The sequence below is a fragment of the Agromyces marinus genome (genome assembly GCF_021442325.1).
Taxonomy (GTDB): Bacteria; Actinomycetota; Actinomycetes; order Actinomycetales; family Microbacteriaceae; genus Agromyces; species Agromyces marinus.
Genome location: NZ_CP087879.1, coordinates 2,142,953 through 2,169,487 on the forward strand (window position 1 = coordinate 2,142,953; position 26,535 = coordinate 2,169,487).

Consider the following 26,535-nt stretch of genomic DNA (forward strand, 5'->3'; position numbering starts at 1 on the left):
CATGACCGACCTGCTCGTCGTCGGGTCCGGCATCGCCGGGCTGTGGACGGCGATCCGCGCCGCCGAAGCCGGGCTCGAGGTGACCGTCGTCACCAAGTCCGGCATCGGCGAGGGCTCCACGAGGTGGGCGCAGGGCGGCATCGCCGCGGCGATCCTCCCCGGCGACGCACCCGAGCGGCACGCGGCCGACACACTGGCCGCGGGTGCCGGCCTCGGCGAAGCCGAGGCCGTGCGCACCCTCGTCGAGGACGGCCCGGCCCGCATCCGCGACCTCATCCGGTTCGGGGTCGCGTTCGACGGCGACGAGTCCGGGCTCGCCCGCGGGCTCGAAGCGGCGCACTCGCGCGCCCGCATCCTGCACGCGGGCGGCGACGCGACCGGCGCCGAGATCGAGCGGGCCCTCGTCGACACCGTGCGCCGTCGCGGCATCCGCGTGCTCGAGCACACGACGTTCGTCGACCTCGTCGTCGAGGCCGGCCGCGTCGTCGGCATCACCGTGCTCGGCGCGCCCGGCGAACTGCGCGCCCGCGCGGTCGCCCTCGCGACCGGCGGTGCCGGAATGCTCTACCCCCACACCACGAACCCCGACGTCGCCACCGGCGACGGCGTCGCCGCCGCGGCGCGCGCGGGGGCCGCCGTCGCCGACCTCGAGTTCGTGCAGTTCCACCCGACGGCACTCGCCGTTCCGGGGACCCCGCTCGTGTCGGAGGCCGTGCGCGGCGAGGGCGCGGTGCTCGTGGATGCCGCGGGGCGGCGCTTCCTCGCCGACCTCGACCCGCGCGCCGAGCTCGCGCCGCGCGACGTCGTCGCCCGCGCGGTCTGGCGTCGTATGGCCGAGCAGGGCGGCGAACCGGTCCGGCTCGACGCGACCGCGCTCGGCGCGCACTTCCTCGCCCGGCGCTTCCCGACCATCGACGCGGCGTGCCGTGCCGCCGGGTTCGACTGGGCACGCGAACCCGTGCCCGTCGTGCCCGCCGCGCACTACGCCATGGGCGGCGTCGTGACCGACCTCGACGGGCGCACGAGCCTGCCCGGACTGTGGGCCGTCGGCGAGACCGCGCGCACGGGCGTGCACGGCGCGAACCGGCTCGCGTCGAACTCGCTGCTCGAGGGCGCCGTGTTCGGCGAGCGTGCCGCCGCGTCGGTCGCGGCATCCGTTCGGTCGGCGCCGGCAACGGCGCTGCCGGTCGTCGGAGGAACGCTCCGACACGCCGCACCCCCGCCCCGCGTGTCGCGCGGATCGTCCGACATCCGGCCGACCGAGCGGGTCGACCGCGGCGAGCTCCGGCAGCTCATGTGGAGCCACGTCGGGCTCGAACGCGACGCGCACGGGCTCGCCGAGGCATCCGCTCGCCTGAACGGATGGCACGCCGACCCGACCGACCGCGCCGGCGTCGAGGACCGCAACCTCCTCGACCTCGCGCGGCTCACCGTCGCCGCGGCACTCGCCCGCACGCGGAGCGTCGGCGCCCACACCCGCACCGACGAACACGAGAGGCAGGCCGCCTGATGACCGAACCCCGCGAGATCGAACGGATCGTGACCCTCGCCCTCGACGAGGACGCCCCGTGGGGCGACCTCACGGGCGAGACCCTCATCCCGGGGGGCGCGACGGCCACGGCCGAACTCGTCGCCCGTGAGGCGGGCGTGTTCAGCGGCGCGCGCGTGCTCGAGACGACCTTCCGGCTCGTCGACGCGCGCATCGCGGTCGAGACCCTCACCGCCGACGGCGCGCCGTTCGCCGCGGGCGACGTGCTCGCGCGCGTGCAGGGCTCCGCCCGCGGCATCCTCCGCGCCGAGCGCGTCGCGCTCAACCTCGTGCAGCGGATGTCGGGCGTCGCGACGCTCACGGCGCGCTACGTCGCCGCGGTCGACGGCACGCGCGCGCGCATCGTCGACACGCGCAAGACCACCCCCGGCCTGCGCAGCCTCGAACGCCAGGCCGTGCGCGACGGCGGCGGCCGCAACCACCGCCGCTCGCTCTCCGACGCGATCATGGCCAAGGACAACCACCTCGCCGTGCTCACCGCGGGCGGCGCCGACCTCGCCGGGGCGCTGCGCGCCGCGCGCGAACGGATGCCGCACACCGCCCACCTCGAGGTCGAGGTCGACCGGGTCGACCAGATCCCCGCGGTGCTCGCGGGCGGCGCCGACACGATCATGCTCGACAACTTCGACCTCGACGCGCTGCGCGAGGGCGTCGCCCTGATCGACGGCCGCGCGATCGTGGAAGCCTCCGGCGGCGTGACCCTCGACACGGTTGCGGGCATCGCCGCGACGGGCGTCGACGTGATCTCGGTCGGCGCGCTCACCCATTCGGCGCGCGCGCTCGACCTCGGCCTCGACGTCGTCATCGAGACCGGGCCGGCGCCCGGGGGGCCGGCATGATCTTCGCCGACCACGCCGCGACCACCCCGGTGCGCCGCGAGGCGCTCGAGGCGATGTGGCCGTACCTGACCGGGGCGTTCGGCAACCCGTCGAGCACGCACGGCGTCGGCGACGAGGCCGCCCGCGCGCTCGCGGATGCCCGCCGACGGGTCGCGACGGTGATCGGATGCCGCCCGGGCGACGTCGTCTTCACCTCGGGCGGAACCGAGGCCGACAACCTCGCGATCCTCGGCCTCGCACTCGCGAACCCGCGCGGACGGCACGTCGTGACCTCCCGCGTCGAACACGAGGCGGTGCTCGGCGCGGCCGACGCGCTCGCACGCCTGCACGGCTTCGAGGTCGGCTTCGCGGAGGTCGACGCGTTCGGCGCGGTGCGGCCCGAGGCGCTCGCTCGGGTCATCCGCCCCGACACGGCGCTCGTGTCGATCCAGCTCGCGAACAACGAGGTCGGCACGGTCAACGACGTCGCGGCCCTCGCGCGCATCGCGCGCGAGGCCGGCGCGCTCGTGCACACCGACGCGGTGCAGGCCGCGGGCTGGCTGCCGCTCTCGCTCGACGCGCTCGGCGTCGACGCGCTCTCGCTCGCCGGGCACAAGGTCGGCGCCCCGAAGGGCACCGGTGCCCTCGTCGTGCGCGGCCGCCTCCCGCTCGAACCCGTGCTGCACGGCGGCGGGCAGGAACGCGGGCGGCGCTCGGGCACCGAGAACGTCGCCGGCGCCGTCGCCTTCGCGACCGCGCTCGAACTCGCCGAGGCCGAGCGGGCGGATGCCGCGGCGCGCGTCGGCGCGGCATCCGCCCGGTTCCGCGACCTCGTCGCGACCGCCGTGCCGGGCGCGGTGCCGACCGGCGATCCCGACCGGCGACTGCCGGGAACCGTCGCGTACGTCTTCCCCGGCCTCTCGGGCGAGGCGCTGCTGCTCGAGCTCGAACGCCGGGGCGTGGTGGTCTCGAGCGGGTCCGCGTGCGCCGCCGGCAGCGACGACCCCTCGCACGTGCTCACCGCGATGGGGTTCGCGCCCGAGGTCGCGCAGACCGCGGTGCGGTTCTCCTTCGGCCCCGGCTCCGATGAAGCGGATGCCGCGGCCGCCGCCGAGCACCTCGCCGAAGCGGTGTCGGCGGTCGGGCGTATCGTCGGCTGAATTCACCCGTATGCATCGACGCGATCGGGAATAGCCGAACCGCCACCGGCGGTTGCACCCCCCGTTCGCCTTCGGCACCGGGCTCCGCCCGGTCCGGCGGACACGACGACGCGACGACAGGACGACCGTGACCGAACGCCCATCATCCGACACCGACTCGATCGCCATTCCAGACACCGACGCCATCCAGGCCGCCGAGGCCGCCGACCGCGCCATCGACCAGCACGTCCGCGCCGCGCAGCCCGAGCACGGGGCGCGCAACACGCGCGTGATCTGGCTCCTGCTCGCCGCCACGTTCACCGTCTTCCTCAACGAGACGATCATGAGCGTCGCCATCCCCGAGCTGGCCCGCGACCTCGACGTCACCCTGAACGCGGCGCAGTGGCTGACGACGGCGTTCATGCTCACGATGGCCGTCGTCATCCCGATCACGGGGTACCTGCTGCAGCGCTTCCCGACGCGGCCGATCTTCGGCGCCGCGATGGGGCTGTTCAGCGCAGGAACCCTCCTCGCCGCCCTCGCACCGGGCTTCGAGGTCCTCCTCGGTGCGCGCATCATCCAGGCCACCGGGACCGCGATCATGATGCCGCTGCTCATGACGACCCTCATGACCCTCGTGGCCCCCGCCGACCGCGGGCGATTCATGGGGCGCGTGTCGATCGTCATGTCGGTCGCGCCCGCCCTCGGCCCGGCGATCTCCGGACTCATCCTCGATTCGCTCGGCTGGCGCTACATGTTCTGGCTCGTGCTTCCGCTTGCGGTCGCCATGCTCGTCATCGGGCTGCGCCGCGTCGAGAACGTCAGCGAGACCCGCGCCTTCCCGATCGACGTCGTCTCGGTCGTGCTCTCGGCCGTCGGCTTCGGCGGGCTCGTGTACGGCCTGAGCCTCGTGGGCGGCGTGGTCAGCGGGCGCGCCCCGCAGGACGCGGCGCCCATGTGGATCGCGCTGGCCGCGGGAGGCCTGGGAATCCTCGCGTTCATCCTCCGGCAGCTCATCCTGCAGCGCTCGGACCGGGCGCTGCTCGACCTGCGGACGTTCCGCTCGCGGAACTTCGCGGTGTCGATCGCCCTCATGACCGTCATGATGGCGGCCCTGTTCGGCACGCTCATCCTCCTGCCGATCTACCTGCAGGACGTGCTCGGACTCGAGCCGTCCGCGAGCGGGCTGCTCGTGCTCCCCGGCGGGCTCGTGATGGGCCTGCTCGGACCGACCGTGGGCCGCCTGTACGACCGCGTGGGCCCGACTCCGCTGCTCGTGCCGGCCAGCGTCGGCGTGAGCGCGGTGCTGTGGTCGCTGACGCTCGTGACCGAGACGACCCCGGTCTGGGCCGTGCTGATCGCGCACATCGTGCTCTCGATCTCGCTGGCATTCATGTTCACGCCGCTCTTCACGAGCGCCCTGGGCTCGATCGAACCGCACCTGTACTCGCACGGATCGGCCACGCTCGGCACGCTGCAGCAGGTCGGCGGCGCCGCCGGCACCGCACTCTTCATGACCGTGATGACGGCGACGGCGGCCGCTGCGGCGACCGACGGGGTGGGCGATCTCGCAGCCCAGGCCGCTGGGGTGCGCAGCGCGTTCATGGTCGGCGGCATCGTCTCGCTCGTCGCGATCGTCGGCGCGACGCTCGTGCGGCGGCCGGCCGACATGGCGCAGCACCCCGGGCACTAGGCCGGGCGAGCCCGCGGCCCGTCAGCCGCGGGCTTTCCGCGGCGTCAGCCGCAGTTCGGCCGGCAGGTGCGCTGCGAGAGCGCGTCGACGAGCACGGTTCCGAGGTCTTCGGGCTTGTTCGCGGAGTACGCCCCGCCCTTGGTCGCCTGCGCGATCTGCTTCATCGCGTCGAGGTCGGTGTCGGGTCCGAAGCCGACCATGATGATGGCGACCGGCCGGGCCGGGTCCTGGAGCTTCTCGATCTCGGCGAGCAGCTGCTCGAGGCTGATGCCGTTCTCGTCCTCGTTCTTGCCGTCGGTGATGACCAGGACCGAGTTGACCTTGTCGGGGTCGTAGGTCTCCTGCACGCGCTGGTAGGCCGCGAGCGTGGTGTCGTAGAGGCCGGTCGCCCCGCCGAGGCGTGCGGGCAGGGTCGCGATGATCTGCTGGATCTGCTGCGTGTGCCCGGCGTCGGCCAGCGGCGCGATCGGCGCGAGGTCCTCGTAGTCGAGGTCGCCGTTGCGCGCGGTCGAGAACGCCCACACGCCGAGTTCGACCTCGCCCGAGAACTTCGACATCGCGCCGCCCGCGGCCTGCTGGAAGATGTCGATGCGGCGCAGCCCGTTCTCCGCGGGCTCCTCCATCGAGCCCGACACGTCGATCGCCGCGAGCATGCGCGAGCGGAGGGTGAGCACGCCCCACGAGCGGAGCAGTTCGATCTGCGCGGCGCTGTCGAGTTCGGTCTGCGCGGGGGGCGCGGTCGGCGTGATGCCGGGCGCGTCGACCTCGCCGGTGCCGTCCGGTGCACGGAACCCGGCCTCGAGGAACAGGTCGGCGGCCCGGCCGAGCGCCGCTTCGAGGTCGTCGAGGTTGGCCGAGTCGACGTCGCCGATCCGGACGAACGGGTAGTCGAGGGCCACCGTGCCCTCGGCGGGGTACGCGGCGACGAGCGGTTCCGCCGTCGCGTCGGAGTTGTGGGCGGCGACCTTCGCCTCGCTCGTGAGCACCACGGTCGGCGTGCTCGTCGAGAAGACGCTCGTCATGGCGGCATCCGCACTCGCGGGGATCGACTTGCTCAGGGCGATCATCGCGCCGGCGAACTGACGCGGGTCCTCGGGCGAGGACTGGCCCTTCAGCGCGGTGAGCCCGGCGAGGCTCGCAGCGGATGCCTCGGGGTCGGGCAGCATCGCCGGAAGCGTGCCGTTCAGGATCCGGGCCCAGCTGACCGGCTCGGCGGCGACCGCCTGGGCGTCGGTGGCCGGGACGGCGAACACGACGGGCGAGGTCGCGATCGAGGCGCCGGCGGTCGCGTTCGGCGCGCCGAGGCCGAGCGAGGCCGCGGTCGCCGCCGTGCGGTCGAGCCACACGCTCGAGTCGGGCACCCATGCATCGGCCGCGATCGTTCCGGCCGCGATCTCCGCGGCGGTGTCGGCCGAGTCCTGCGCGCGCACCTCGGTCTCGACGCACCGGTCCGGGTCGGCGTCGAAGTCGGCGGCGAGCTCGGCGACCGGTTCGGCGATCGAGGTGTCGGCGACGATCTCGAGTGCCTCGATCTCGTCGCACACGGGCATCTCGGCCGCCGCGAGAATCGGGTTCAGGTGGCCGCCGACCCAGAGGTAGACGCCGGACCCGACCACTCCGACGACCGCGACGGCCGCGATGATGGACAGGATGAACCGGCGGCTCGGCGTCTTCGCCGGAGTCGCAACGCTGTGTCGTCCCACGGAATCTCCAAGCGGATCTGCATCTCCGCGGGATGCCGATCCCAGTCTGAACGGGTTCCCCCGTTCAGGGGGAGGGGTCGTGCCAGTGTAAGTGAAGCTGAGCGTTCTGCGAACTTCTCGGCGACGAGTCGCTCATTTGACCAGGCGGGACCGCACCCGATCCGCGAGCGGGGTGCCGCCGGTCTGGCAGGTGGGGCAGTACTGGAACGTCGAGTCGTGGAACTCGACCTGGCGGATGGTGTCGCCGCACACGGGGCACGGCTGCCCGGTGCGCCCGTGCACGTTCAGGTGGCGGCGCTTGGCGTCTTTCAACTCAGCCGCGGGCTTGCCGGATGCCACGGCGAGCGCCTCGGCGAGCGTGGTGCGCATCGCGTCGTAGAGGCGTTCGACCTCCGGCCGGTCGAGGGTCGCCGCGATCTTGTACGGCGACATCTTCGCGGCGTGCAGGATCTCGTCCGAGTACGCGTTGCCGATGCCGGCGAGCAGGTTCTGGTCGCGCAGCACGCCCTTGATGCGGGTCCTGCGACCGTCGAGGAGTTCCGCGAACCGGTCGAGCGTGAACGCCGGCCCCATTGGGTCGGGGCCGAGCCGGGCGACGCCGGGCACGTCGCCCGGTTCGCGGACCAGCGAGACGGCGAGCGACTTCTTCGTGCCGGCCTCGGTGAGGTCGAAACCCGACCCGTCGTCGAGCGCGACCCGCAGCGCGATCGGCGATCGACCGGGGCGGACGACGCTCGTGGGCAGCACGTCGTACCAGCGCAGCCAGCCGGCCCGCGCGAGGTGGAACACGAGGTGCAGCTCGGCGTCGGCGGCTGTTGGAGCCGCCGACCCGAGGGTCAGGTCGAGGAACTTGCCATGCCGCGTCACGCCCGTGACGACGCGCCCCTCCACCTCGTGGAGCGGCGGGTCGAACGTCTTCAGTGCGGCGATCGCCGCGACGCGCGCCGACCTGATCGCATGCCCGGTGGTGCGCTCGGCGAGGAACCCCGCCAGCGCCTCGACCTCCGGCATCTCGGGCACGCGTCCATGCTCGCACCGCCGGCCGACATCCGCGAGGGATCAGCTCGCGCGGTGCGCGGCCACGAGCAGTGCGGTCAGTTCGTCGCGGAGTCGTTCGAGGCGTGCGACGGGGTGGCCGAGGCGTGCGACGACCTCTCCCGGGACCGCGGTCGCGCGCTCGCGCAGCGCCGCGCCCTCGTCGGTGAGCGCGATGTCGACCGCCCGTTCGTCGCTGGAGCTGCGCCGCCGGGTCACGAGGCCCGAGGCTTCGAGGCGGCCGATGAGCGGGCTCGCCGTCGCGGGCTCGAGGTGGAGCCGGTCGGCGAGTTCGCGCAGCCTGAGCGGGCTCTGCTCCCAGAGCGCGAGCATCACGAGGTACTGGGGGTGGGTCAGGCCGAGCGGGTCGAGCGACGGGCGGTAGATGCGGATGACCTCGCGGCTCGTCGCGGCGAGCGCGAAGCACAGCTGTCGATCGAGTTCGAGCGGGTCGTCCATGGCATCCAGAATAGTCTGTACACTAACTGTTCGTGCACGAACAGAACCTGCCGAACCCGTGGAAGGGCGTCCCCGGCTTCTGGGCGCGCGTCAACCGCATCGTCTACCCGATCGTCGGCCCCGCGCAGGTCGGCATCGGTCGCCCCGAGGCACCGTACGAACCGCCCGCGAACCCGGCATGCCCCCTGTGCGGCGGGCTCATGGCCGACCATCGCATCGAACGCGGCGACGCGAACACCCGGACGATGCTGCACTGCCCCGGCCCGACCGCCTGAGTCGCCCGGGCGGCCGACACGATGCATGCCCGGACGGGCATGGACCGTGGCATACGGTTGCCGGATGCTCCGACGTCTCGTCGCCCGAACCTACTGGGCCTGCAGCAGGTGGACCCTCTCGGGCGAACGGGCACCCGATCGCCCGTCGGTGCTCATCGGCGCCCCGCACACCTCGAACTGGGACTTCGTGCTCATGCTCGCCATCTCCTGGTGGTACGGCATCGACATCCGCTGGCTCGGCAAGAAGAGCCTGTTCAGCGGATGGCGCGGGCCACTCATGCGCAAGCTCGGCGGCATCCCCGTCGACCGTGCCGACCCGAGTCGCGTCGTCGGCGAGGTCGTCGAGCGCATCCGCGCGGGCGAGGTCTTCGGCCTCGTCGTCACACCCGACGGCACGCGCGGCGGGAACGAGTACTGGAAGTCCGGCTTCTACCGCATCGCCCGCGAGACCGGGATGCCGGTCACCCTCGGGTTCGTCGACCGCACGACCATGACCACGGGCCTCGGCCCGACGTTCGAGCTCACGGGCGACGTGCCCGCCGACATGGACCGCATCCGCGCCTTCTACGCCGACAAGTCCGGCCTCCGACCCGAGCTGCGCACCGAACCGCGACTGCGAGACGAGCGCGCCTGACCCGGACGCCGGAACCGGGTCGGCTCAGGCGTCGAGATCGAGCTGGGACTCCGCGACCGCGATGACCGACCACGTGCCGCCCGCGGCATCGGTGAACTCGTAGGTCGGCACGACCAGGACGCCTCCGTCCGGCTGCCAGTGCGTGGCGAGCCCCAGTCGTGCCCCGACCAGCTCGACCTCGACGACCGGCCACGAGACATCCGTTCCCGGCTCAGGTGCCGGCGGCGGCTCGGTCGGCGGGACCCACTCGGTCGAGACGCCCGCGTCGCCCTCCTCCGCCATGAACGGCATCACGACGCCCTGAACACCGAACCTCGGATCCGACAGCCGCTCGAACGCCTCCTGCTCGCTCACGATCGCGTACTCCCCGAGCGGCACGAGCTCGGCCAGCGTGCCGTACGCGCTGTACACGCCGTCCTCGGTGAGTTCGAGCGTCCACGGCTGGTCGAGCCGCTGCCCGTCGACGACGGGCCACGCCTGCGCCGCCCGGGTGGGCGAACCCTCCCAGGTCTCCGACGTGTACTCGTACGCCTCCGGGTCCCGGCCGCTGTCCGACAGGATGCCGCGGAGCGCGTCGATCGCCGCCTGCTCCCCCGGCACCCCGCCGGACGGCTCGCACTCGCCGCCCTCGACGCACACCCACGGATCCTTCGCCGGATCGTTGTACCAGAACCCCAGCGCCCCGTCGAGCGAGACCGAGAGCGACGGCGCCGAACCGTCCTGCGGGCCGACGGTCCACGAGCCGTCGGCGAGCACCGGATCGCCCGCCATCCCGAGCGCCGCGGCGAGCGCCGCGACCGACTCGGCGGTCGATGCCGATCGCGCGTCGTAGGCGTAGGCCTGCGCCGAGCCGGCATCGGTCGACAGGCCGGTCGCGGTGAAGTGGTTGCGGCCGCCGCCGAAGGGCATCGAGAGGTCTGCCGCGCCCGACTCCGCCATCCGCCCGGAGCCCGCGGTCGGCCCCTCCTCGACCGCGATCTCCCCCGACGCGCCCGACGCGTCCTGCAGCGAGATGGGCGGCGCCGCGACCTGCGTCGGCCCGCCGACCGCCGCAGCGCCCAGGCCGTACCCGGCGGCCCCGACGAGCAGGACCGCGGCTGCGGCCGCCGCGATGGTGGCGGCCCGGCGGCGGCGCACGCGCTCCGCCCCGAGATCGACCGGCGCGACGCCGGCGCCGCCGGTCGTGGCGGCGACGACCTCGTCGGCGAACCCGTCGCGCGCCTCCACGCCCGCGGCGGGGTCGGCGGCGCGAAGCCGCTCGAGCGGTTCCTGCTGGCCCTGCGGGTCCTGCGGGTCCTGCGGGTCGTGGTCGTCGTGTTCGCGGGTCATGTCGTTCGCCTCCGTGGCATCCGTTCTCACCAGTGCATGTGTGCCGGGCCCGCGGGAACTTGCAGCTAGAACGTCATCCGCTCGCCCCACGCGGAGCGCAGTCGCGAACGGGCGCGCGAGAGCGCGGCATCCGCCCCCGAACGGGATATGCCGAGCACCTGCGCGAGTTCCCCTCCATCGAGGCCCTCCCACGCGTGCAGGAGCAGGATGCGACGATCCCGCTCGCCCACCGCGGCGAGCGCGCCGCGCAGCTCCTCGTCGAACAGGGCGCTGAGCTCCGGATCCTGGTCGACCCGGCCGCGCCCGTGCTCGGGGACCACCTCCACGGGAAGGTCGACGAGCTTGCGGCGATGGTTGGCGAGCACGAAGCCCGCGGTGCGGTACAGCCACGGCAGCACGGCCTCGCGCGGCACGTCGTCGCGACGCCGCCACGCGGTCGCGAACACGTCGGCGGCGAGGTCCTCGGCGTCCTGGCGCGGTCCGCGGCGCGCGAAGTACTTCACGAGCGCGGTCGCGTGCGAGCGCACGACGGCATCGAACCAGGCGGCGTCGGCGGCGGGCGCGGGCCTCGGGGCGTCGGCATCCTCGGGCTCGGGCATCGCGACCTCCGGGCGCGTCGGGTCGTCCTCGGCGGCGGCGGTGCTGGCGGTCGTCACACCATGCATGTGTCGCCTCGAGCACGAGTCTTGCACGCGGCCGCGTCCGGGACGCCGCACCCCTCCGTTCCGGCCCGACCCGGCCCGGCGCGGCCGGACCCGGACCCCGGCCCGGCCCGGCACCGTAGGATCCCCCCGTCGTCTTCGGCAACGACGCCTACGAGTTCGGCTGGGTCGATGACGTCAGGTGCGCGGATGCCGGCTCGAGCGCAGCGCCCACGACGAACGCGAGCGCCACCGGCACGCCGTGACCGATGTCACGGCCGTTCGCCGCTCCGATGCCGGACGTACGGGGTCGTGGTCGAGACCCTGACGAGGCCGGATCGTTCCAGGATAGGACGCGAGAACTCCGTCGAGTCGCTGTGGATGAACCGCGTGCCGCGGGCCAGGGCCGATCGCGCACGGGCCGCCGTCAGCGCACGGTAGATCCCCCGGCCCCGCCACGGCGCACGCGTGGCGCCGCCCCAGATGCCCGCGAACTCGGTTCCCGCGACGGGGTCGAGGCGCCCCGCGCTGACGATCTCGCCCTCGGCGGTCTCGGCGACCCACAGCTCCATGCCGTCATCGAGCTCCAGCCGCTGCATGAGGGGGCCGACCATCGACTCCGAGACGGGGTCTCCGAAGACCTCGTCCTGCATGGCGCACATCGCGCGCACGTCGCGCTCCTCCGTGACCCTGCGCAGCGCGATGCCGTCGGGCAGTGCGATGTCGACGGCGAGGAGGGCGGCCTCCCCGATCATGATCGACTCCGGCTCGCCCGGCGCGAATCCGTGCGAGACGAGCGCGGCGTGCAGCCCGGGCGCGACGTCGTGGCCGCGCGTCTTCCACTCGAAGCTCGCGACCTCCGGACGTGCCGCGTAGTACGCCACGGCATCCGCGACGAGCTGCTCGATGCGAGCGGCATCCGCCCCGCCGAGGTCGGCGTACGTGACGAATCCGCGCCCGCCGGCGAAGGTCACGAGCAGGAGCGGCCCCAGGTGGTCGACGACGAGTGCGCCCGTCGTCTCGGCGTCGGCCCGGAGCTGGTCGTCGTACGCCTGCAGCAGGCTCGACCCGATTGCTCGGCGGTCGGCGCTCATCGCGGCGCCGGGGATGCCAGGAACGCCGTCACCCGCTCCATCAGCAGCGCGGCCGCCTCGGGGTCGTACGCGTCGAGCGAGGAGTCGGCGAAGAGGTGCTGGTCTCCGGGGTAGACGAACAGCTCCGCGCCTGCAACGGTCCGGACGAGTTCTCGCGCGGCGGGCAGGTCCTCGTCGAAGAACTCGTCGCCCTCCTTGCCGTGAACCTGCACGGGCACGCCATCCGGCCACGCGTCCCCGAACTCCTCGACGGGGATGCAGGCCGACATGAGCAGGGCGCCACGCGCACCCGGCCGCGTCTGGGCGAGCCGCTGCGCGATCATCACGCCGAACGAGAACCCTGCGTAGACGAGTCCCTGGTCGAGTTCGGCCGCCGCGGCGGCGCCCCGCTCGCGGACCGCGTCGAACCCGGCATCGCGCACGAACGCGAGCCCCTCGTCGATGCTGCCGAAGGTACGACCGTCGAACAGGTCGGGCGTGTGCACGGTGTGGCCGCCCCGTCGCAGCTCGTCGGCGAAGGCGTGGACCCCGTCGGTCAACCCCTGGATGTGGTGGTACAGCAGCACGTCGGCCATGAGCAGTCCTCCCGGTGGTGGTGGAATCATCTCGAACGACCCATGAGGTCGGCAATGCCTCCGCACGTTTCAGCGTCCTCACAGTCCGCGCACAACATCACCGAATCCGGCGGCGATAGCGTCGCACCATGCAGACTCCCGGCGCGGCCACGATGAACGACGACCGCACGCTGGGACTCGCACTGAGCGGCGGCGCCGCATTCGGGGCGGCGCACGCGGGGGTGCTGCTCGAACTCGAGGCCCGCGGCATCCGCCCCGGACTCGCGGTCGGAACCAGCTCGGGCGCGATCGTCGCCGCGGCCTACGCCGCCGGGTTCGGCGCGGAGGAGATCGAGCGCGCGGCGCGCGCCTTCCGCTGGCGCGACCTCGCCCGCTGGTCGTTTTCCCCGCGCATCGGCCTGCTCGACACGGGCGCGATCAGCGACGGCGTGCGTCGTGTGCTCGGCTTCGACCCACTCATCGAGGAACTCCCGCGCGGGTTCGGCGCCGTCGCCACCGACCTCGGCGCGCGTCGGGCGGTGACGATCGACCGCGGCCCGTTGAGCGACGCCCTCCGCGCGACGATCGCCGTGCCGGGGCTCCTTCCTCCCGTGCGCCGGGACGGCGCGTGGCTCGCCGACGGCGGCATGGTCGACAATGTGCCCGTCGACGCCGCGCGCGGACTCGGCGCCGAGCGCGTCATCGTCGTGCGCCTGCACGCCAAGTGGGAGAGCGTGCGGATGATGCGCACCGTGCGCCGCACCGCCGACCTCGTCGACGACCCGTCGGTCGTGCTGATCCAGCCCGAGATGGAGCGGATGGCGCAGTGGCGCATGGTCGACGCACCGCGCCTCATCGCCGAGGGCCGCCGCGCCGCGGCCGCGGCGCTCGACGCCGCCGATGCACGTCAGACGTTGAAGCGGAACTCCACCACGTCGCCGTCCTGCATGACGTAGTCCTTGCCCTCCATGCGCGCCTTGCCCTTGGCTCGCGCCTCGGCGACCGAGCCCGTCTCGACGAGGTCGTCGAACGAGATGACCTCGGCCTTGATGAAGCCCTTCTCGAAGTCGGTGTGGATGACCCCGGCCGCCTGCGGGGCCTTCGAGCCCTTGCGGATGGTCCAGGCGCGCGACTCCTTGGGGCCCGCGGTCAGGTAGGTCTGCAGGCCGAGCGTGTCGAAGCCGATGCGCGCGAGCTGGTCGAGGCCGGACTCGTCCTGTCCCGTCGAGGCGAGCAGCTCCGCGGCGTCCTCCGGGTCGAGGTCGATGAGCTCCGACTCGATCTTGGCGTCGAGGAAGACCGCTTCGGCGGGTGCGACCAGGGCGGCGAGCTCGGCCTTCTTCGCGGCATCCGTCAGCACCGCCTCGTCGACGTTGAAGACGTAGATGAAGGGCTTCGCGGTCAGCAGTCCGAGCTCGGCGATGGGCGCGATGTCGACCTTCGAGGCCGACAGCGGGGTGCCCTTCTGCAGCTCCTCCTGCGCCTCCTTCGCGGCGGCGAGCACCGACGGGTCGAGCTTCCTGCCCTTGACCTCCTTCTCGTAGCGCGTGATGGCGCGCTCGAGCGTCTCGAGGTCGGCGAGGATCAGCTCGGCGTTGATCGTCTCCATGTCGTTCTTCGGGTCGACCCGGCCGTCGACGTGCACGACGTCGGAGTCCTCGAAGCCGCGCACGACCTGCGCGATCGCGTCGGCCTCGCGGATGTTGGCGAGGAACTTGTTGCCGAGCCCTTCGCCCTCGGAGGCGCCCTTGACGATGCCGGCGATGTCGACGAACGACACGGCCGCGGGCAGGATGCGCTCCGAACCGAAGATTCCGGCGAGCGTCGCGAGCCGCGGGTCGGGCAGGTTCACCACGCCGACGTTCGGCTCGATCGTCGCGAACGGGTAGTTCGCGGCGAGCACGGTGTTCTTGGTCAGCGCGTTGAAGAGGGTCGACTTGCCGACGTTGGGGAGGCCGACGATTCCGATGGTGAGTGCCACGGGCGTCCATCGTACAAGGCGCTTCCTGAGTGGCGGATGCCGCGCTCAGTGCCGGCCCTGAAATCCGCTCGGATCGCTGGCCGCCCGGGTACCGCGACCGTATGCTCCGAACCAGAGCATCACTCAGGTATCGCGTCTGGAGTTCTGCGTCGGGGGAAGGACCGGACATGGACGTCACGGTGGTCGATGCGGGGGCCGGTCCGGCGACGCGGGTGCCCGCAGGCGAAGCGGATGCCGCGGCCGCGGCCTCGATCGACGGCGCCGGGTTCCTCGGCTGCTGGCGCTTCGCCACGGCCCCGCCCGACGCGCCGACGCGCGTGGTCGAGATCCGGTTCGGGGCGACCGTGGACCTCGACCTCGGGCTCGTCGGGGTGTGGCTGCTCGGCACGGCCGGGCCGGGCATCGTCCCGGTGCTCGAGATCGCCCGCACCGACGACGCCGGACGGCTCGGTCGCACGGTGCGGCTGCACCTGCCCGCAGAGATCGAGGTGCTCGCGCTCCTGCGCTTCGACTCGGCGCGAGCGCTCGAACGCGCGTGGGAACGACTGCCGGGCAGCCTCGGACTCGGAGCTGCACCGGAAGCGGCACCGGAACCGCCCGCTCCGCCGGTCGTCCCCCCTGCGGGCACGCCTCCCGTGATGCGCGGCGCCGAACGCGCCCGGCGAGCCGGGCCCGTCTTCGGGATCGACGAACCCGAGCCCGACGCCGCCGCGGCGCCCCCCGCTGACGGCGCGGACCACGAGGAGGCCGAACGCGCCGAACGCGCCGAACCGGCCGAACCGGCCGCCGAGCCCCGCCGGGTGCGCGCGCACCTGCACGGCGAGATGCCCGAGACCGTCATCGTCGACGAGCCGTTCCCCGTGCGGTTCTCGCTCTCGCTCGGGCCCATCGCCACCGCACCGGGCTTCACCCACGCGACCACCACCGCCGTCGTCGACCGCTCCCGGCAGGTGAGCGTCACCATCGTGCCGCGCGAGTTCCGCATGGACCCGGGCCGGCCGCGCACGGTCCGCCTCGACCTGCCCGAGTCCGACGACGACGTCGAGCGGCACGAGTTCACGCTCGTCGCGCCGGCGCCCGGCACGGGCGAGGTCGTGCTCATCGTGCGGCAGGGGGCCGACCTGCCGCTCGCGACGCTCCGACTGACCGCCGAGGCGATCGCCCCGCCGGTCGGCGGCGCGGAGCGGGACGCGAACGCCGAACGCGGCGCGTCGGCGCGTCGCGTCGCCGCCGCGGTGACCGACCCCGACCCCGACCTGCTCGCGCTGCCGACCATCCGCATCGATGAGGAGTTCGTCGACGGCGACTCGCTGCTCTCGATCCGTGCGACCGTCGGCGGGGCATCCGCTTCGGGCACCTCGCCCCTGACGGGCAAGGCCGCCTACATCGCGCGCCTCTACCGCAGGATCGACGGCATCCGCGCGAACATCCGCGGCATCCAGGACACCGGGCGACGGGCCGCGACCGCCGAGCGCGAACTCGGCCGGCTCGGCCGATCCGTCGCGACCGACCTCCTCCCGGCCGACGTGCTCGACCTGCTCTGGCGGCACCGCGACGAGCTCGACGGGCTCATGGTGCAGACGACGGGCGAGGTCGACATCCCCTGGGAGATCGTCCAACTCGTGCCTCCCCTCGGCCATGTCGCCGAGGACGGCGAAGGCCGGTTCCTCAGCCGCTTCGGCCTGACCCGCTGGGTGTACGGCACCGCGCACCCGACCGACCTGCCCGTCCGCACGGCGCACGCGCACGTCATCTGCCCCGCCTACAAGGTCGAGAAGTTCCGGCTCCAGGCGACCGCCGAGGAACGCGACCTGCTCGAGTCCCGGCTCCAGGCGAGCCTGATCAGCCCGGACGACGCGACCGCGGTCCGCACGCTCCTGACGAACGAGTACGACCTGCTCCACTTCGCCGGGCACGGGCACTGGGCGCAGAGCGATCCGCCCACCCAGGAACTCGTGCTCTCGGAGTTCGACGACGAGCACCCGGGGCCCGACTGGCGCTACTCCGACGGCGACCTCCGCACCGACGTGCCCGACCGCGGCACGATCCCCGAGGACGCGGGCGGGCCGATCGTGTTCCTGAACGCCTGCGACCTCGGGCGGCTGCCGTCCGGCGAACGCTCGCTCGGCGGGTTCCCCGAGGCGTTCCTGCGGCGCGGCGCCGCCGCGTTCATCGGCTGCTCGTGGTCCGTCGGCGACGACGCCGCCGGCAGCTTCGTCCGCGCGTTCTACGTCGCCCTCGTGAAGGGCGCGACCCTCGCCGAGGCCACGAGGGGCGCACGGCGCGCCGCGGCATCCGCCGCCGACCTCTCCGACCTCGCCTTCGCCGTCTACGCGCACCCGCGCGCTCGAATGCACCTGATCTGAACCGCCACCGGCCCCAGCGGCCCACGAGGAAGGAACCACGCCATGGTCACGACGAGGCCGCCCGGCCCGAGCACCGAACTGCTCTCGAGCACCGCCCGCGCCGCGGGCCACACCTTCACGACCGCGGAACTGGCAGCCCTGCGGCCGCACGTCGTCCTGCTGACCGACGGAGCGCTCTCCACCGACCAGGTCGACGCGCCGGCGACCCTCGACGCGTTCACCTCGACCGCGGCCGACGTCGAGGCGATCTTCAGCACCCACCTGCCCGCGTTCATCGAGCAGCACCGGCCCGGCCCGGTGCCGATCATGGTCTACGCGCACGGCGGGCTGGTCGATCGCGCCGCCGGATTCGAGATCGCACTGCAGCAGGTTGACTGGTGGAAGGCCAACGGCGTCTACCCGATCCACGTCGTCTGGCAGACCGCGTTCGGCACGGCGCTGTGGGATGCGCTCGCCCGATGGTCGTCCGGACGGCGCGGCTGGGTCGACGAGGCGTGGGACGGCTTCCTCGAGACCGCCGCGAGGCTCTTCGGCGGCGGGGCGATCTGGAACGACATGAAACTCGACGCCGCCGCGGCATCCGTCGACGGCGGCGGCGGGGCGAAGCTCGCCGACGAACTGGCCGCGTTCACGACCGCGCCCGCGAACCGCGATCGGGTCACGGTCAGCGCCGTCGGGCACAGCGCGGGATCGATCTTCCACGCCCACTTCGTTCCGCGCGCGCTCGCCGCGGGCGTGCCCGCGTTCGAGCACGTCGACCTGCTCGCGCCTGCCGTGCGCATCGACACCTTCCGGAAGCTGCTCGTGCCGAAGGTCGAGGACGGCACCGTCCGCAACCTCGCGGTGTTCCAGATGGACGACCGGACCGAGCGCGACGACGACTGCAAGGTCTACCGCAAGTCGCTGCTGTACCTGGTCTCGGCATCGTTCGAACCGCGCAGGGACACGCCGATCCTCGGCATGGAGAAGCACCTGCGCGCCGACCCCGCCTGCGGGCGGCTGTTCACCGCGGCCGGCGCGACCTGCGACCTCGTGATCGCCCCGCGCGACACGCGGCGGCCGAAGGCGAGCGGATCGAGAACGCACGGCGGCTTCGACGACGACGCCGCGACGATGGAGAGCGTGGCGATGCGCATCGCGGGGCTCGCCGAACGCGACCTGACGCGCTTCCCGTCGGGCGCCCGCGAACGCTCGCTCGCACCGTGGTCCGTCGAGATCCCCGCGGCCACGGCCGCGGAGGCCGCCTCGCGCGACGCGACGACCGGCGTCGGCACGAACCGCCGCCTCGCCCTCTGCATCGGCATCGACGCGTACCCGGGCGACGACCGGCTCGCCGGGTGCGTGGCCGACGCGAACGCGTGGGCTGCCGCGTTCCGCGAGCAGGGCTTCGACGTCCGGCAGTTGACGGATGCCGCGGCCACGCGCGACGCGATGCTGGCGGCCATGCTCGACCTCGTGGCCGGATCGTCGCCGGGCGACGTGCTCGCGGTGCAGTACTCGGGGCACGGCACGTTCGTGGACGACCTCGACGGAGACGAGGACGACGGCGACTCGGCCAAGGACGAGGCGCTCTGCCCGGTCGACTTCCGCGGCACGGGCCGGCTCGTGATCGACGACGACCTCGCCCGGATCTGGGACGTCATCCCCGAGGGCGTGAGCCTCACCGCGATATTCGACAGCTGCCACTCGGGTTCGGCGAACCGGGCGCCCGACGCCTCGCCCCCGCCGACCCCCGGCAGCCGTGCGCGCTGGCGTCGCCTGACGGAGCGGGACGAGCGCGCGTACCGCGCCGACCGGGGCGCGCCCGAGGCGGACGAGGCCGAGCCGGTGCGCTCGGGTGCCGCCGCCGCGGTGGCGGCATCCGAATCCGAACCGGTGCAGGGCGGGCGCCCGGAGGGCCCGCGCCGCGAGGTGCTGCTGAGCGCGTGCCGTGCCGGCGAGGTCGCGTGGGAGACGAACGGGCAGGGCGACTTCACGAGCCGCGCGATCCCGCTGTTCGCGTCGAGCGTGGGCGCGGTGTCGAACCGGGCGTTCGTCGACGAGGTGGTGCGGGTGTTCGGCCCGAACCGGCGCCAGACGCCCGAGTTCCACGGCGACGAGGTGCTCGGCGGCCGGGCACTGCTCTCGCCGGCGAACGGGCCGACGCCGCCTCCGCCGCCAGACGCCCCGGACGGGCCGGACGGCTCGTCGCCCGCGCGCGGCGCGGACCGTCGCGCGGCCGCGATCGTGTCGATCCTGCGCGCGACCGCCGACCTGCTCGAGGAGCGCGGGGACTGACCCTCCGTCGCGGCCGCATCGGGGTCCACCCTGAGGCGGCCGCGACCTCGTCGCACTAGCGTCGGTGCGGGCGCACCCGTCGAGGTCGCCCGTTCCCGGCCGCCCCACGCGAGCGGCCAGCGTCGTCGAGAGGGGTTCGGATGCTGCAGGACGGACGCGTCGCGGTCGACGTGCCCCCGGCGGCGCACCTGCAGGCGGAGCTCAAGCCGATCGTCCCGGTCGGGTCGACCACGACCCTCACGGTCCGGCTCGTCCGCCCGGAGTCCAAGCGCGACGACTCGACCGCACCGCCCGGGTTCGCCGGCCGACCGGTCACGGTCACCGTGGTGCCGAGGGGGCTGCGCCTGCTCGTCGGCGCCCGCCGCACGCGCCGCGTGCGGTTCCCCGCGAGAGGGTCCGCGGTGCTCCGGTTCCCGCTGCTCGCACTCGATCGGGGCGCGGCCGAGGTCACGGTGCTCGTGCGCGGCGAGGACGAGTTCCCGCTCGCCTCCGTCCGGCTGCGGAGCGAGATCGTGGCGGCCGACGACCACGACCAGGCCGGGCTCGCCCGGACGACCGCGCCCGTCCTCGAGCCGGACCCCGGGCTCGTCGACCGCCCGACGCTCGCCATCGACGAGGAGGTCGCCCGGGGCCGTTCCACCCTGCACGGCGTCCTCACGGTGAGCGGCCACCGCCATCGCTTCCGCACCGCGGTCCGCGACACCGAGGCCTTCCTCGGCGACCTGCGCGCATCCCTCGCCGAGGCTCGGGAGGCCGGCGTCGACCTCCCGCGGCCGGAGCGCGGACGGGCGGTCGAGGCGCGACTGCGTGAGATCGGAGCCGACCTGGCCGACCGCCTGCTCGACCGCCGCACGATCGACCTGCTGTGGGCCCACCGCGACGAACTCGACGGACTCGTGCTGCAGACGACCGGAGAGACCGGCATCCCGTGGGAGCTGCTCGTCGTTCGGCGACCGGGCGTCGCACCGGCGGACGGCGCCCGGTTCCTCGGCGAGACCGGCATGGTGCGCTGGATCGCCGATGTCGCGCCGCCTTCGACGCTCCGGCCGACCTCGGCCGACCGCACGGTGTCGGCGCCGCGCTCCGCGACCGAGATCGCCTCGGCATCCGTCGTCGCGCTCGGCGTCGAGGGCGGTGCGCCGGGCGGAGCCGCGTCGGCGATGCGCAACGGCGCGGGCGTCGTGATCGAGTGCGGCGGGCGCAGCGGGGGCGTCGGCTCGGACCGTTTCCTCGCCGCGTTCGCGGCCGAGCTCGCCTCGGGCGCCCCGGTGGATCGCGCCTCGCGCCGGGCGCGGGAGGCCGCCCGCGAGGCCGGCGAGTCGTGCGCGCTCGCCTACGCCGTCTACGGACACCCCGGCGCGCGCCTGGCGACCTGACCGGTGGGCGCCCGCGACCGGGTGAGCCCTCGCCGGCGGGGGCGCGAGTCAGCGCAGCACGGCGCGGAAGCAGTGGGTGACGTACGGGACCTCGAGGTCCTCGGCTCCGACGAGGTCGGGGTGGGCGGCCAGCAGCTCCTCGATCGCCGCGACGACCGCGCCCTGCTCCGCGGGCGGCGAGGTGAGCCAGTGGCTGCGCGAGCGCACCAGGTCGAGGAACCTCGCTCGCGACATCCGCATCGTCCACTCGACCCGGTGCGATTCGACCGCGCCGAACGGTCGGCCCGGCCCGACCACGGAGTCGACGGACGCCGACGCGTCGTGCCGCTCGTGCATGAGCTCGCCCGCTTCGCGGAGCCAGTCGGCGGATGCCGTGTCCCGCGCGTTCCACGCGAGCCCGAGCACGCCGCCCGGTCGGAGCACGCGCGCGATCTCGGGCACGGCGCGTTCGGGCATGAACCAGTGCCACGCCTGGCCGACGACGACCGCGTCGAACGCGGCATCCTCGATCGGGAGGTCCTCGGCGGTGCCGAGGATGCGCGGCACGCCGGGAACCCTCAGCTCGAGCTCCTCGAGCATCTCCTCGACGGGGTCGACCGCGACGACGTCGAGGTCGAGCGCAACGAGCGCTTCGGTCAGCCGGCCCGTCCCCGCGCCCAGGTCGAGCACGCGACGCGAGTCGCCGACGAGCCAGCCGACCGCCTCGGTCGGGTAGCCGGGCCGGGCTGCGCCGTAGACGGATGCCGCGGCGCCGAAGGATCGCGCGGCGCTGAGCGTGTCGGAGTGCGGGTCCACGCCGACATTCCACGCCCTGCGCGCCGCCGCGTCAATGCCGGGCGGCGTGGGCGGGCCGTGCGAGGATGCCCGCGTGCCCCTGAGCTTCACCGCGATCGACTTCGAGACCGCCAACTCCTCGCCGGCATCGGCGTGTTCGATCGGCCTCGTGAAGGTCGCCGACGGGCGCGTGGTGCGGCGCGAGCACCGGCTCATCAGGCCGCCGTTCCGGCACGGCGAGTTCTCGCCGTGGAACGTGCGCATCCACGGCATCACGGCCGACCGGGTCGAGGGCGCCGACGGGTGGGAGGTGCACCTGCCGTTCCTCCGGGAGTTCGCTGGCGACGACTGGCTGGTCGCGCACAATGCCGGGTTCGACACCGGGGTGATCCGCGCGACGAGCGAGGCGCTCGGGCTCGAGGTGCCCGACTTCAGGTACGTGTGCAGCCTCCAGGTCGCACGTCGCACGTACCACCTGGACTCGTATCGCCTGCCGTCCGCTGCGGGCGCGGCCGGATTCGAGGGCTTCGCGCACCATGACGCGCTCGCGGATGCGGAGGCGTGCGCGGCGATCATCGTGCACGCGGCGGGTCGGCACGAGGCCGACGACCTGGAGCGCCTCGCGCACGTCACGCGTGTGCGCGTCGGGGCGATCGGGCCGGTCGCCTCGCAGGAGCGGGCGTCCCTGCACGGCCCGATGGCCCTGCAGTAGTCCGCGATCGGCGGGTGGCCGCCGTGGCTCGCAGCGGATGTCGGAAGCCGCTGTCACACTTGCGGCATGGACCTCCTCCCCCTGCTCATCGGTCTGGTCGTCGGCGGAGCGCTCGGTGCGCTTGCGATGCACGTGGTCTCGCTGCGCTCGCGGCCGGCCGAGTCCGCCGCGGCGGAGGATCCGGCACTCGTCGAGGCCCGGCACGAGCGCGCGATGCTCGAGCAGCGCGCCGCGGCCGACGCCGAGCGTGCGGCACTGCTCGCAGAGCAGCAGTCCGTGCAGGCGGCGCTGCGCGCCGAGCTCGCTGCGGCCGAGGCTGCGGTGTCCGGGCTCCGCGACCGCCTCGAGCAGCAGGCGGCCCAGCAGCGCGAGTTCGTCGAGCAGCAGCGTCTCGACCAGTCCGAGCGCGCCGAGCGCGAGCGTCGCGAGAGCCAGGTGATGCAGGCGCTGAGCCCGGTTCGCGAGACGCTCGCGAACATGCAGCGCAAGGTCTCCGAGCTCGAGCAGCAGCGCAGCGAGCAGTACGGCTCGATCGCCGAGCAGTTGAAGGCCGCCCAGCTCTCGGATGCCGAGCTCCGCGCGACGACCGAGTCGCTCGCGAGCGCGCTGCGCAGCAACAGCACGCGCGGGGTGTGGGGCGAGACCCAGCTGCGTCGCGTGGTCGAGGCCGCAGGTCTGCTCAAGCACGTCGACTTCGGCGAGCAGCACCAGGTGACCACCGATCAGGGGCGCGGGCGGCCCGACCTCGTGGTCTACCTGCCGGGCGGCAAGTACATCCCGCTCGACTCGAAGGTGCCCCTCGAGCACTACCTCGAGGCGTCGGCCATCCCCGAGACCGCGACGGGCGACGAGGGCGCGCGCCGCAAGTCGCTCATCGACCGCCACGTCAAGGCCATGCGCTCGCACATCGACGCGCTGGGCAAGAAGGGGTACTGGCAGGGGCTGGAGTCGCCCGAGTTCGTGATCGCGTTCATCCCGAACGAATCGCTGCTCTCGGCCGCGCTCGAGGCCGACGCGGGCCTGCTCAACCACGCGTTCGAACGTCGGGTCGCCCTCGCGTCGCCGGTGAACCTCTTCGCGGTCCTGAAGACGATCGACTACGCGTGGCAGCAGCAGGCCGTGTCCGACGAGGCGAAGAAGCTCTTCGACCTCGGCAACACGCTCTACCAGCGCATCGGGGTCCTCGCCGGCCACGCCGACGCCATGCGCAAGGCCATCGAACGCACGGTCGACAGCTACAACAAGTTCGCCAGCTCGCTCGAGTCGCGCGTGCTCGTCACGGCGAGGCAGTTCCCCGGGATCAACGAGACGAAGCTGTCGCTCGTGGCCGAGCCGGCTCCGATCCACGAGGGGCCGCGCAGGCTGTCCGCCCCCGAGCTGACCGACGCGCTCGACGGAACCGACGCGCTCGAGGGCACGCCGACGCTCGAGGGCGAGCCCACGACCGAGGACTCGCCCGAGCTCGGCGATGAGCCCGACCTCGGCGACGCGTTCGAGGGCGCCGACCTCGACGAGCACATCCGGCAGTCCGCAGCGGACTGACGCTCGGGCTCGACCGGCGCGATTCAGGAGTCGCCGTGATCGCGGGCCGCGGGCCGGTGCGGCTCGTCGACGGGTGACGCGAGTCCAGCCGCGGCCTCCGCGCCGGTGGTCGGGCCGGCGTCCATGGTGCGGTCGTCGAGCGGATGCTCGAGCTCATCCCGGCCGAGACGCGCGAACGCGAGCGTGAGCACCGCGAGCACCGGGGGCACGAGCCCGGCGATGAGGAACGCCGGCGCGAGCCCGAGCCACTCGCCGACCGGGCCGGCGAGGGCCATCGACAGCGGCATGAGCGCGAGCGAGACGAAGAAGTCCAGGCTCGACACACGGCCGAGCATCGCGCGCGGCACTCGCCGCTGCAGCAGCGTGCCCCACACGACCTGCGCCGCGTCGAACATGAAGCCCACGATGAAGGTCGCCACGATCATGACCCACAGCTGCGAGGTCAGCCCGATCACCGCGAACGGGATGCACCCGAACCCCCACGCGAGGATCATGAGCGTCAGGTAGCGCCGCGGCAGCCGGAACGACGCGACCAGCAGCGAGCCGGCCGCACCGCCGAGACCGAACGCGGCGAGCACCAGCGCGAACTCCCCAGCCCCGCCGCCGGCCTGGTCGCGCACCGCGAACGGGATGAGCACCTCGAGCGGCCCGACGACGACGAGCACGAGCACGATCGAGAACGCGAGCGTCGCGATCAGCCAGCGCGTGCGCAGCAGGTAGCCGAAGCCGTCCCTCAGGTCGGAGACCATCTGCCGGATCGGGTGGTCCGCGTCGAGGTCGCGCTGCAGCGGCGTGGTGCGCATGACCCCGAGCCCCACCAGGGCGACCACCTGGAGACCGGCCACGACGAGGAACGCCAGCCACGGCGCCTGCGCGGCGATGAGCAGGCTCGCGAGGGCCGGACCCGCCGCGTTCGCCGCGGCCGGCCTGAGCATGCCCTCGACGCCGTTGGCCGCGAGCAGTTGATCCTCGGGGAGCAACGCGGGCAGCCACGCCGAGTAGGCCGGGTAGAAGAACCCGTCGGCGACGCCGAGCCCGAACGAGAGCACCGCGAGGTGCCACACCTCGATCATCCCGGTGAGGGCGAGCACCCCGGCGATCGTGAACACCGCCGCGCGCGTCGCCTCGACGGCCAGCAGGATCCGCCGCTGGGGCACGCGGTCGGCGACCACTCCGCCGATCAGCACGGCGAGTACGAGGCCGACGCTCGCCCCGACGGCGACGATCGACAGGTCGACGGGCGTGCCGCCGAGCTCGATCACCTGCCAGGCGACCGCGACGATCCACGCCCCCGCCGAGAGCAGGGACGCGGTCAGCGCCAGCACGAGCAGGCGGTACTGGCCCGAGGCGAACGGGCGCAGTGCGCGCGGCGTCGGCCGCTTCGAACCCACGCGCACAGTCTGCGGCATCCCGCCGACATCCGGCAGGGGCGAGGTCGGCCGCCGTGCCTACCGGGCGGGGACCTGCTCGACCGGCGCTGCCGTGTCCGGGCGCAGGATCGGCCCGGTCAACGCATCGGCGAGCGTCCCGATCACGACCGGTCCGGTCAGCGCCGGCGGCGTGGCGATCACGTGCACCGGTGCGTCCGCGGCATCCGCCACCGGCAGCGACCTCGTCGCAGCCGCGACCTCGGGCATCGCCTCGCGCGACCTCCTCGTCCACAGCGTGAGCACGACGCCCGCGACGACGACCGAACCGCCGACGATCGCGGCCGGCTCGAGTGCCTGGCCGAACGCGACCGCGATCAGCACGGTGAACAGCGGCAGCAGGTTCAGGTGGATTCCGGCCTTCGCGGTGCCCACGCGCGCCGCACCGATGTTCCAGAGGGCGTACCCCGCGACCGAGGGGAGCAGCACGATGTACGCGAGGGCGAACACGCCCGCGGCATCCGTCGGCGGGGTCAGGCCGGTGATCGCGACGAGTGGCAGCAGGGTCGCGGTCGCGAACACGGCCTGGATCGCGGTCGCGGTCACCGGCGGGGTGCTCACCCGACGGGAGACGATCGCGTACGCGGTCCATGCGAGCACGGCCGCGACGACCAGCAGGTCGCCCACGCCGAACCCGTCCGCGAGGATCGTGCGCGGATCGCCCCCGGTGAGCACGATCGTCACGCCGGCGAACGCGACCCCGATGCCGACCCCCTGGATCCGGGTCAGCCGCTCGCGCAGCACCAGCGCCGCGGCGAGCGCGATCGCGGCCGGGTTGATCGCGCTCACGACCGACGCCGTCACCGCACCCGTCGTGCCGAGCGCGCTGTACAGCAGCAGCGCGTACCCGCTCAGGCCGAGCACCGACTGCAGGAGGTGCCACCGCCACTCGCGTGCGGCGGCCCGCCAGTCGGGCCGCTCGATCGCCCACGCGAGCAGCACGAGCGGCAGCGCCGCGAGCGCCCAGCGGAAGAACGACAGCGACACCGGCTCGACCTGCGAGGACAGAGTCGCTCCGAATGCGAAATTGCCCGCCCAGAGCAGGTTCGCGAGGGCGAGGTAGAGATGGGATCGGGCGCGCAGCACGCGTGGATTCTAGGCACGCCGATGCTGTGAGGACGCTTCGACCGGAACCTCGCCCGCGGACCCTTCCGCGC

General features: G+C 73.5%; 23 protein-coding genes. 12 read left to right on the forward strand and 11 right to left on the reverse strand.

Going from position 1 to position 26,535, the window contains the following annotated elements; genetic code table 11:
• Position 1 precedes the first annotated feature (1 nt).
• The 4 genes from nadB (at position 2) to DSM26151_RS10005 (ending at position 5,199) form a co-directional block, all read left to right on the forward strand.
• Positions 2-1,510 (forward strand): L-aspartate oxidase, encoded by a 1,509-nt coding sequence (gene nadB, locus DSM26151_RS09990; protein ID WP_234659407.1) that lies wholly within the window; start codon positions 2-4, stop codon positions 1,508-1,510.
• Positions 1,510-2,388, forward strand: a complete 879-nt coding sequence (gene nadC, locus DSM26151_RS09995) for a carboxylating nicotinate-nucleotide diphosphorylase (RefSeq protein WP_234659408.1) — start codon at positions 1,510-1,512, stop codon at positions 2,386-2,388. Before nadB ends, nadC begins: the two co-directional genes overlap by 1 nt.
• A complete protein-coding gene (locus DSM26151_RS10000; protein WP_234659409.1) occupies positions 2,385-3,527 on the forward strand; it encodes a cysteine desulfurase family protein in 1,143 nt (380 codons plus the stop codon). Before nadC ends, DSM26151_RS10000 begins: the two co-directional genes overlap by 4 nt.
• Positions 3,528-3,654: 127 nt before the next feature.
• On the forward strand, positions 3,655-5,199 hold the full coding sequence (locus DSM26151_RS10005) for an MDR family MFS transporter (RefSeq protein WP_234659410.1): 1,545 nt from the start codon (positions 3,655-3,657) through the stop codon (positions 5,197-5,199).
• 44 nt (positions 5,200-5,243) lie between these two features.
• Here the strand turns inward: DSM26151_RS10005 and DSM26151_RS10010 are convergent, their stop codons facing one another.
• The 3 genes from DSM26151_RS10010 to DSM26151_RS10020 all read right to left on the reverse strand — a co-directional run bounded on the left by DSM26151_RS10010 (position 5,244) and on the right by DSM26151_RS10020 (position 8,396).
• Complete coding sequence (locus tag DSM26151_RS10010) at positions 5,244-6,902, reverse strand: VWA domain-containing protein (RefSeq protein ID WP_234659411.1); 1,659 nt, start codon at positions 6,900-6,902, stop codon at positions 5,244-5,246.
• A gap of 132 nt (positions 6,903-7,034) precedes the next feature.
• Positions 7,035-7,922, reverse strand: coding sequence for an Fpg/Nei family DNA glycosylase (locus tag DSM26151_RS10015; protein WP_234659412.1), 888 nt, complete (start codon positions 7,920-7,922; stop codon positions 7,035-7,037).
• A 39-nt stretch (positions 7,923-7,961) separates the two neighbouring features.
• Positions 7,962-8,396 carry a MarR family winged helix-turn-helix transcriptional regulator gene (locus DSM26151_RS10020; RefSeq protein ID WP_234659413.1) on the reverse strand — a complete coding sequence of 145 codons (435 nt, stop codon included), beginning with the start codon at positions 8,394-8,396 and terminating at the stop codon, positions 7,962-7,964.
• 32 nt (positions 8,397-8,428) lie between these two features.
• Between DSM26151_RS10020 and DSM26151_RS10025 the strand changes: the two genes are divergently transcribed.
• On the forward strand, positions 8,429-8,671 hold the full coding sequence (locus DSM26151_RS10025) for a hypothetical protein (protein ID WP_234659414.1): 243 nt from the start codon (positions 8,429-8,431) through the stop codon (positions 8,669-8,671).
• Between the two features lie 64 nt (positions 8,672-8,735).
• Positions 8,736-9,305, forward strand: coding sequence for a 1-acyl-sn-glycerol-3-phosphate acyltransferase (locus tag DSM26151_RS10030; RefSeq protein ID WP_234659415.1), 570 nt, complete (start codon positions 8,736-8,738; stop codon positions 9,303-9,305).
• 24 nt (positions 9,306-9,329) lie between these two features.
• Here DSM26151_RS10030 and DSM26151_RS10035 read toward each other — a convergent pair whose 3' ends face one another.
• From DSM26151_RS10035 to DSM26151_RS10050, 4 genes are all read right to left on the reverse strand, one after another.
• Complete coding sequence (locus tag DSM26151_RS10035; protein WP_234659416.1) at positions 9,330-10,634, reverse strand: hypothetical protein; 1,305 nt, start codon at positions 10,632-10,634, stop codon at positions 9,330-9,332.
• A 65-nt stretch (positions 10,635-10,699) separates the two neighbouring features.
• On the reverse strand, positions 10,700-11,290 hold the full coding sequence (locus DSM26151_RS10040; RefSeq protein ID WP_234659417.1) for an RNA polymerase sigma factor: 591 nt from the start codon (positions 11,288-11,290) through the stop codon (positions 10,700-10,702).
• Positions 11,291-11,547: 257 nt separating this feature from the next.
• Positions 11,548-12,369: a GNAT family N-acetyltransferase gene (locus DSM26151_RS10045; protein WP_234659418.1), complete on the reverse strand. Its 822-nt coding sequence runs from the start codon at positions 12,367-12,369 to the stop codon at positions 11,548-11,550.
• Positions 12,366-12,944, reverse strand: coding sequence for a dienelactone hydrolase family protein (locus DSM26151_RS10050; RefSeq protein WP_234659419.1), 579 nt, complete (start codon positions 12,942-12,944; stop codon positions 12,366-12,368). The genes DSM26151_RS10045 and DSM26151_RS10050 overlap by 4 nt, the downstream gene beginning before the upstream one ends.
• Before the next feature lie 128 nt (positions 12,945-13,072).
• On the opposite strand from DSM26151_RS10050, the gene DSM26151_RS10055 reads away from it, so the two are divergent.
• The gene (locus DSM26151_RS10055; protein WP_234659420.1) at positions 13,073-13,879 is read left to right on the forward strand and encodes a patatin-like phospholipase family protein; all 807 of its coding nucleotides are present in this window, start codon (positions 13,073-13,075) and stop codon (positions 13,877-13,879) included.
• On the opposite strand, the gene ychF is transcribed toward DSM26151_RS10055, so the two are convergent.
• Positions 13,831-14,904: a redox-regulated ATPase YchF gene (gene ychF, locus DSM26151_RS10060; protein ID WP_234659421.1), complete on the reverse strand. Its 1,074-nt coding sequence runs from the start codon at positions 14,902-14,904 to the stop codon at positions 13,831-13,833. The genes DSM26151_RS10055 and ychF overlap by 49 nt on opposite strands.
• Before the next feature lie 167 nt (positions 14,905-15,071).
• On the opposite strand from ychF, the gene DSM26151_RS10065 reads away from it, so the two are divergent.
• The 3 genes from DSM26151_RS10065 (at position 15,072) to DSM26151_RS10075 (ending at position 20,923) form a co-directional block, all read left to right on the forward strand.
• Complete coding sequence (locus tag DSM26151_RS10065) at positions 15,072-17,270, forward strand: DUF7363 domain-containing protein (protein ID WP_234659422.1); 2,199 nt, start codon at positions 15,072-15,074, stop codon at positions 17,268-17,270.
• A 42-nt stretch (positions 17,271-17,312) separates the two neighbouring features.
• A complete protein-coding gene (locus DSM26151_RS10070) occupies positions 17,313-19,547 on the forward strand; it encodes a caspase family protein (RefSeq protein WP_234659423.1) in 2,235 nt (744 codons plus the stop codon).
• Positions 19,548-19,687: 140 nt separating this feature from the next.
• Positions 19,688-20,923, forward strand: a complete 1,236-nt coding sequence (locus DSM26151_RS10075; protein WP_234659424.1) for a DUF7363 domain-containing protein — start codon at positions 19,688-19,690, stop codon at positions 20,921-20,923.
• 48 nt (positions 20,924-20,971) lie between these two features.
• Here the strand turns inward: DSM26151_RS10075 and DSM26151_RS10080 are convergent, their stop codons facing one another.
• Positions 20,972-21,718, reverse strand: coding sequence for a class I SAM-dependent methyltransferase (locus DSM26151_RS10080; RefSeq protein ID WP_234659425.1), 747 nt, complete (start codon positions 21,716-21,718; stop codon positions 20,972-20,974).
• Positions 21,719-21,791: 73 nt separating this feature from the next.
• Here DSM26151_RS10080 and DSM26151_RS10085 point away from each other — a divergent pair, with 73 nt between their 5' ends.
• Together DSM26151_RS10085 and DSM26151_RS10090 are read left to right on the forward strand one after the other, a co-directional pair.
• Positions 21,792-22,409: an exonuclease domain-containing protein gene (locus tag DSM26151_RS10085; protein ID WP_234659426.1), complete on the forward strand. Its 618-nt coding sequence runs from the start codon at positions 21,792-21,794 to the stop codon at positions 22,407-22,409.
• A gap of 66 nt (positions 22,410-22,475) precedes the next feature.
• Positions 22,476-23,951 carry a DNA recombination protein RmuC gene (locus DSM26151_RS10090; protein WP_234659427.1) on the forward strand — a complete coding sequence of 492 codons (1,476 nt, stop codon included), beginning with the start codon at positions 22,476-22,478 and terminating at the stop codon, positions 23,949-23,951.
• Between the two features lie 23 nt (positions 23,952-23,974).
• Here DSM26151_RS10090 and DSM26151_RS10095 read toward each other — a convergent pair whose 3' ends face one another.
• Positions 23,975-25,342 (reverse strand): MFS transporter, encoded by a 1,368-nt coding sequence (locus DSM26151_RS10095; RefSeq protein ID WP_234659428.1) that lies wholly within the window; start codon positions 25,340-25,342, stop codon positions 23,975-23,977.
• Between the two features lie 57 nt (positions 25,343-25,399).
• Positions 25,400-26,464, reverse strand: a complete 1,065-nt coding sequence (locus DSM26151_RS10100) for a DMT family transporter (RefSeq protein ID WP_234659429.1) — start codon at positions 26,462-26,464, stop codon at positions 25,400-25,402.
• Positions 26,465-26,535: the final 71 nt, after the last annotated feature.

Coding starts and splice junctions, on each gene's coding strand:
- DSM26151_RS10030 (WP_234659415.1), top strand. CDS start 8,736: ATGCTCCGACGTCTCGTCGCCCGAACCTACTGGGCCTGCAGCAGGTGG.
- DSM26151_RS10075 (WP_234659424.1), top strand. CDS start 19,688: ATGCTGCAGGACGGACGCGTCGCGGTCGACGTGCCCCCGGCGGCGCAC.
- DSM26151_RS10045 (WP_234659418.1), bottom strand. CDS start 12,369: ATGAGCGCCGACCGCCGAGCAATCGGGTCGAGCCTGCTGCAGGCGTAC.
- DSM26151_RS10065 (WP_234659422.1), top strand. CDS start 15,072: ATGGACGTCACGGTGGTCGATGCGGGGGCCGGTCCGGCGACGCGGGTG.
- DSM26151_RS10070 (WP_234659423.1), top strand. CDS start 17,313: ATGGTCACGACGAGGCCGCCCGGCCCGAGCACCGAACTGCTCTCGAGC.
- nadC (WP_234659408.1), top strand. CDS start 1,510: ATGACCGAACCCCGCGAGATCGAACGGATCGTGACCCTCGCCCTCGAC.
- nadB (WP_234659407.1), top strand. CDS start 2: ATGACCGACCTGCTCGTCGTCGGGTCCGGCATCGCCGGGCTGTGGACG.
- DSM26151_RS10050 (WP_234659419.1), bottom strand. CDS start 12,944: ATGGCCGACGTGCTGCTGTACCACCACATCCAGGGGTTGACCGACGGG.
- DSM26151_RS10020 (WP_234659413.1), bottom strand. CDS start 8,396: ATGGACGACCCGCTCGAACTCGATCGACAGCTGTGCTTCGCGCTCGCC.
- DSM26151_RS10035 (WP_234659416.1), bottom strand. CDS start 10,634: ATGACCCGCGAACACGACGACCACGACCCGCAGGACCCGCAGGACCCG.
- DSM26151_RS10090 (WP_234659427.1), top strand. CDS start 22,476: ATGGACCTCCTCCCCCTGCTCATCGGTCTGGTCGTCGGCGGAGCGCTC.
- DSM26151_RS10000 (WP_234659409.1), top strand. CDS start 2,385: ATGATCTTCGCCGACCACGCCGCGACCACCCCGGTGCGCCGCGAGGCG.
- DSM26151_RS10055 (WP_234659420.1), top strand. CDS start 13,073: ATGCAGACTCCCGGCGCGGCCACGATGAACGACGACCGCACGCTGGGA.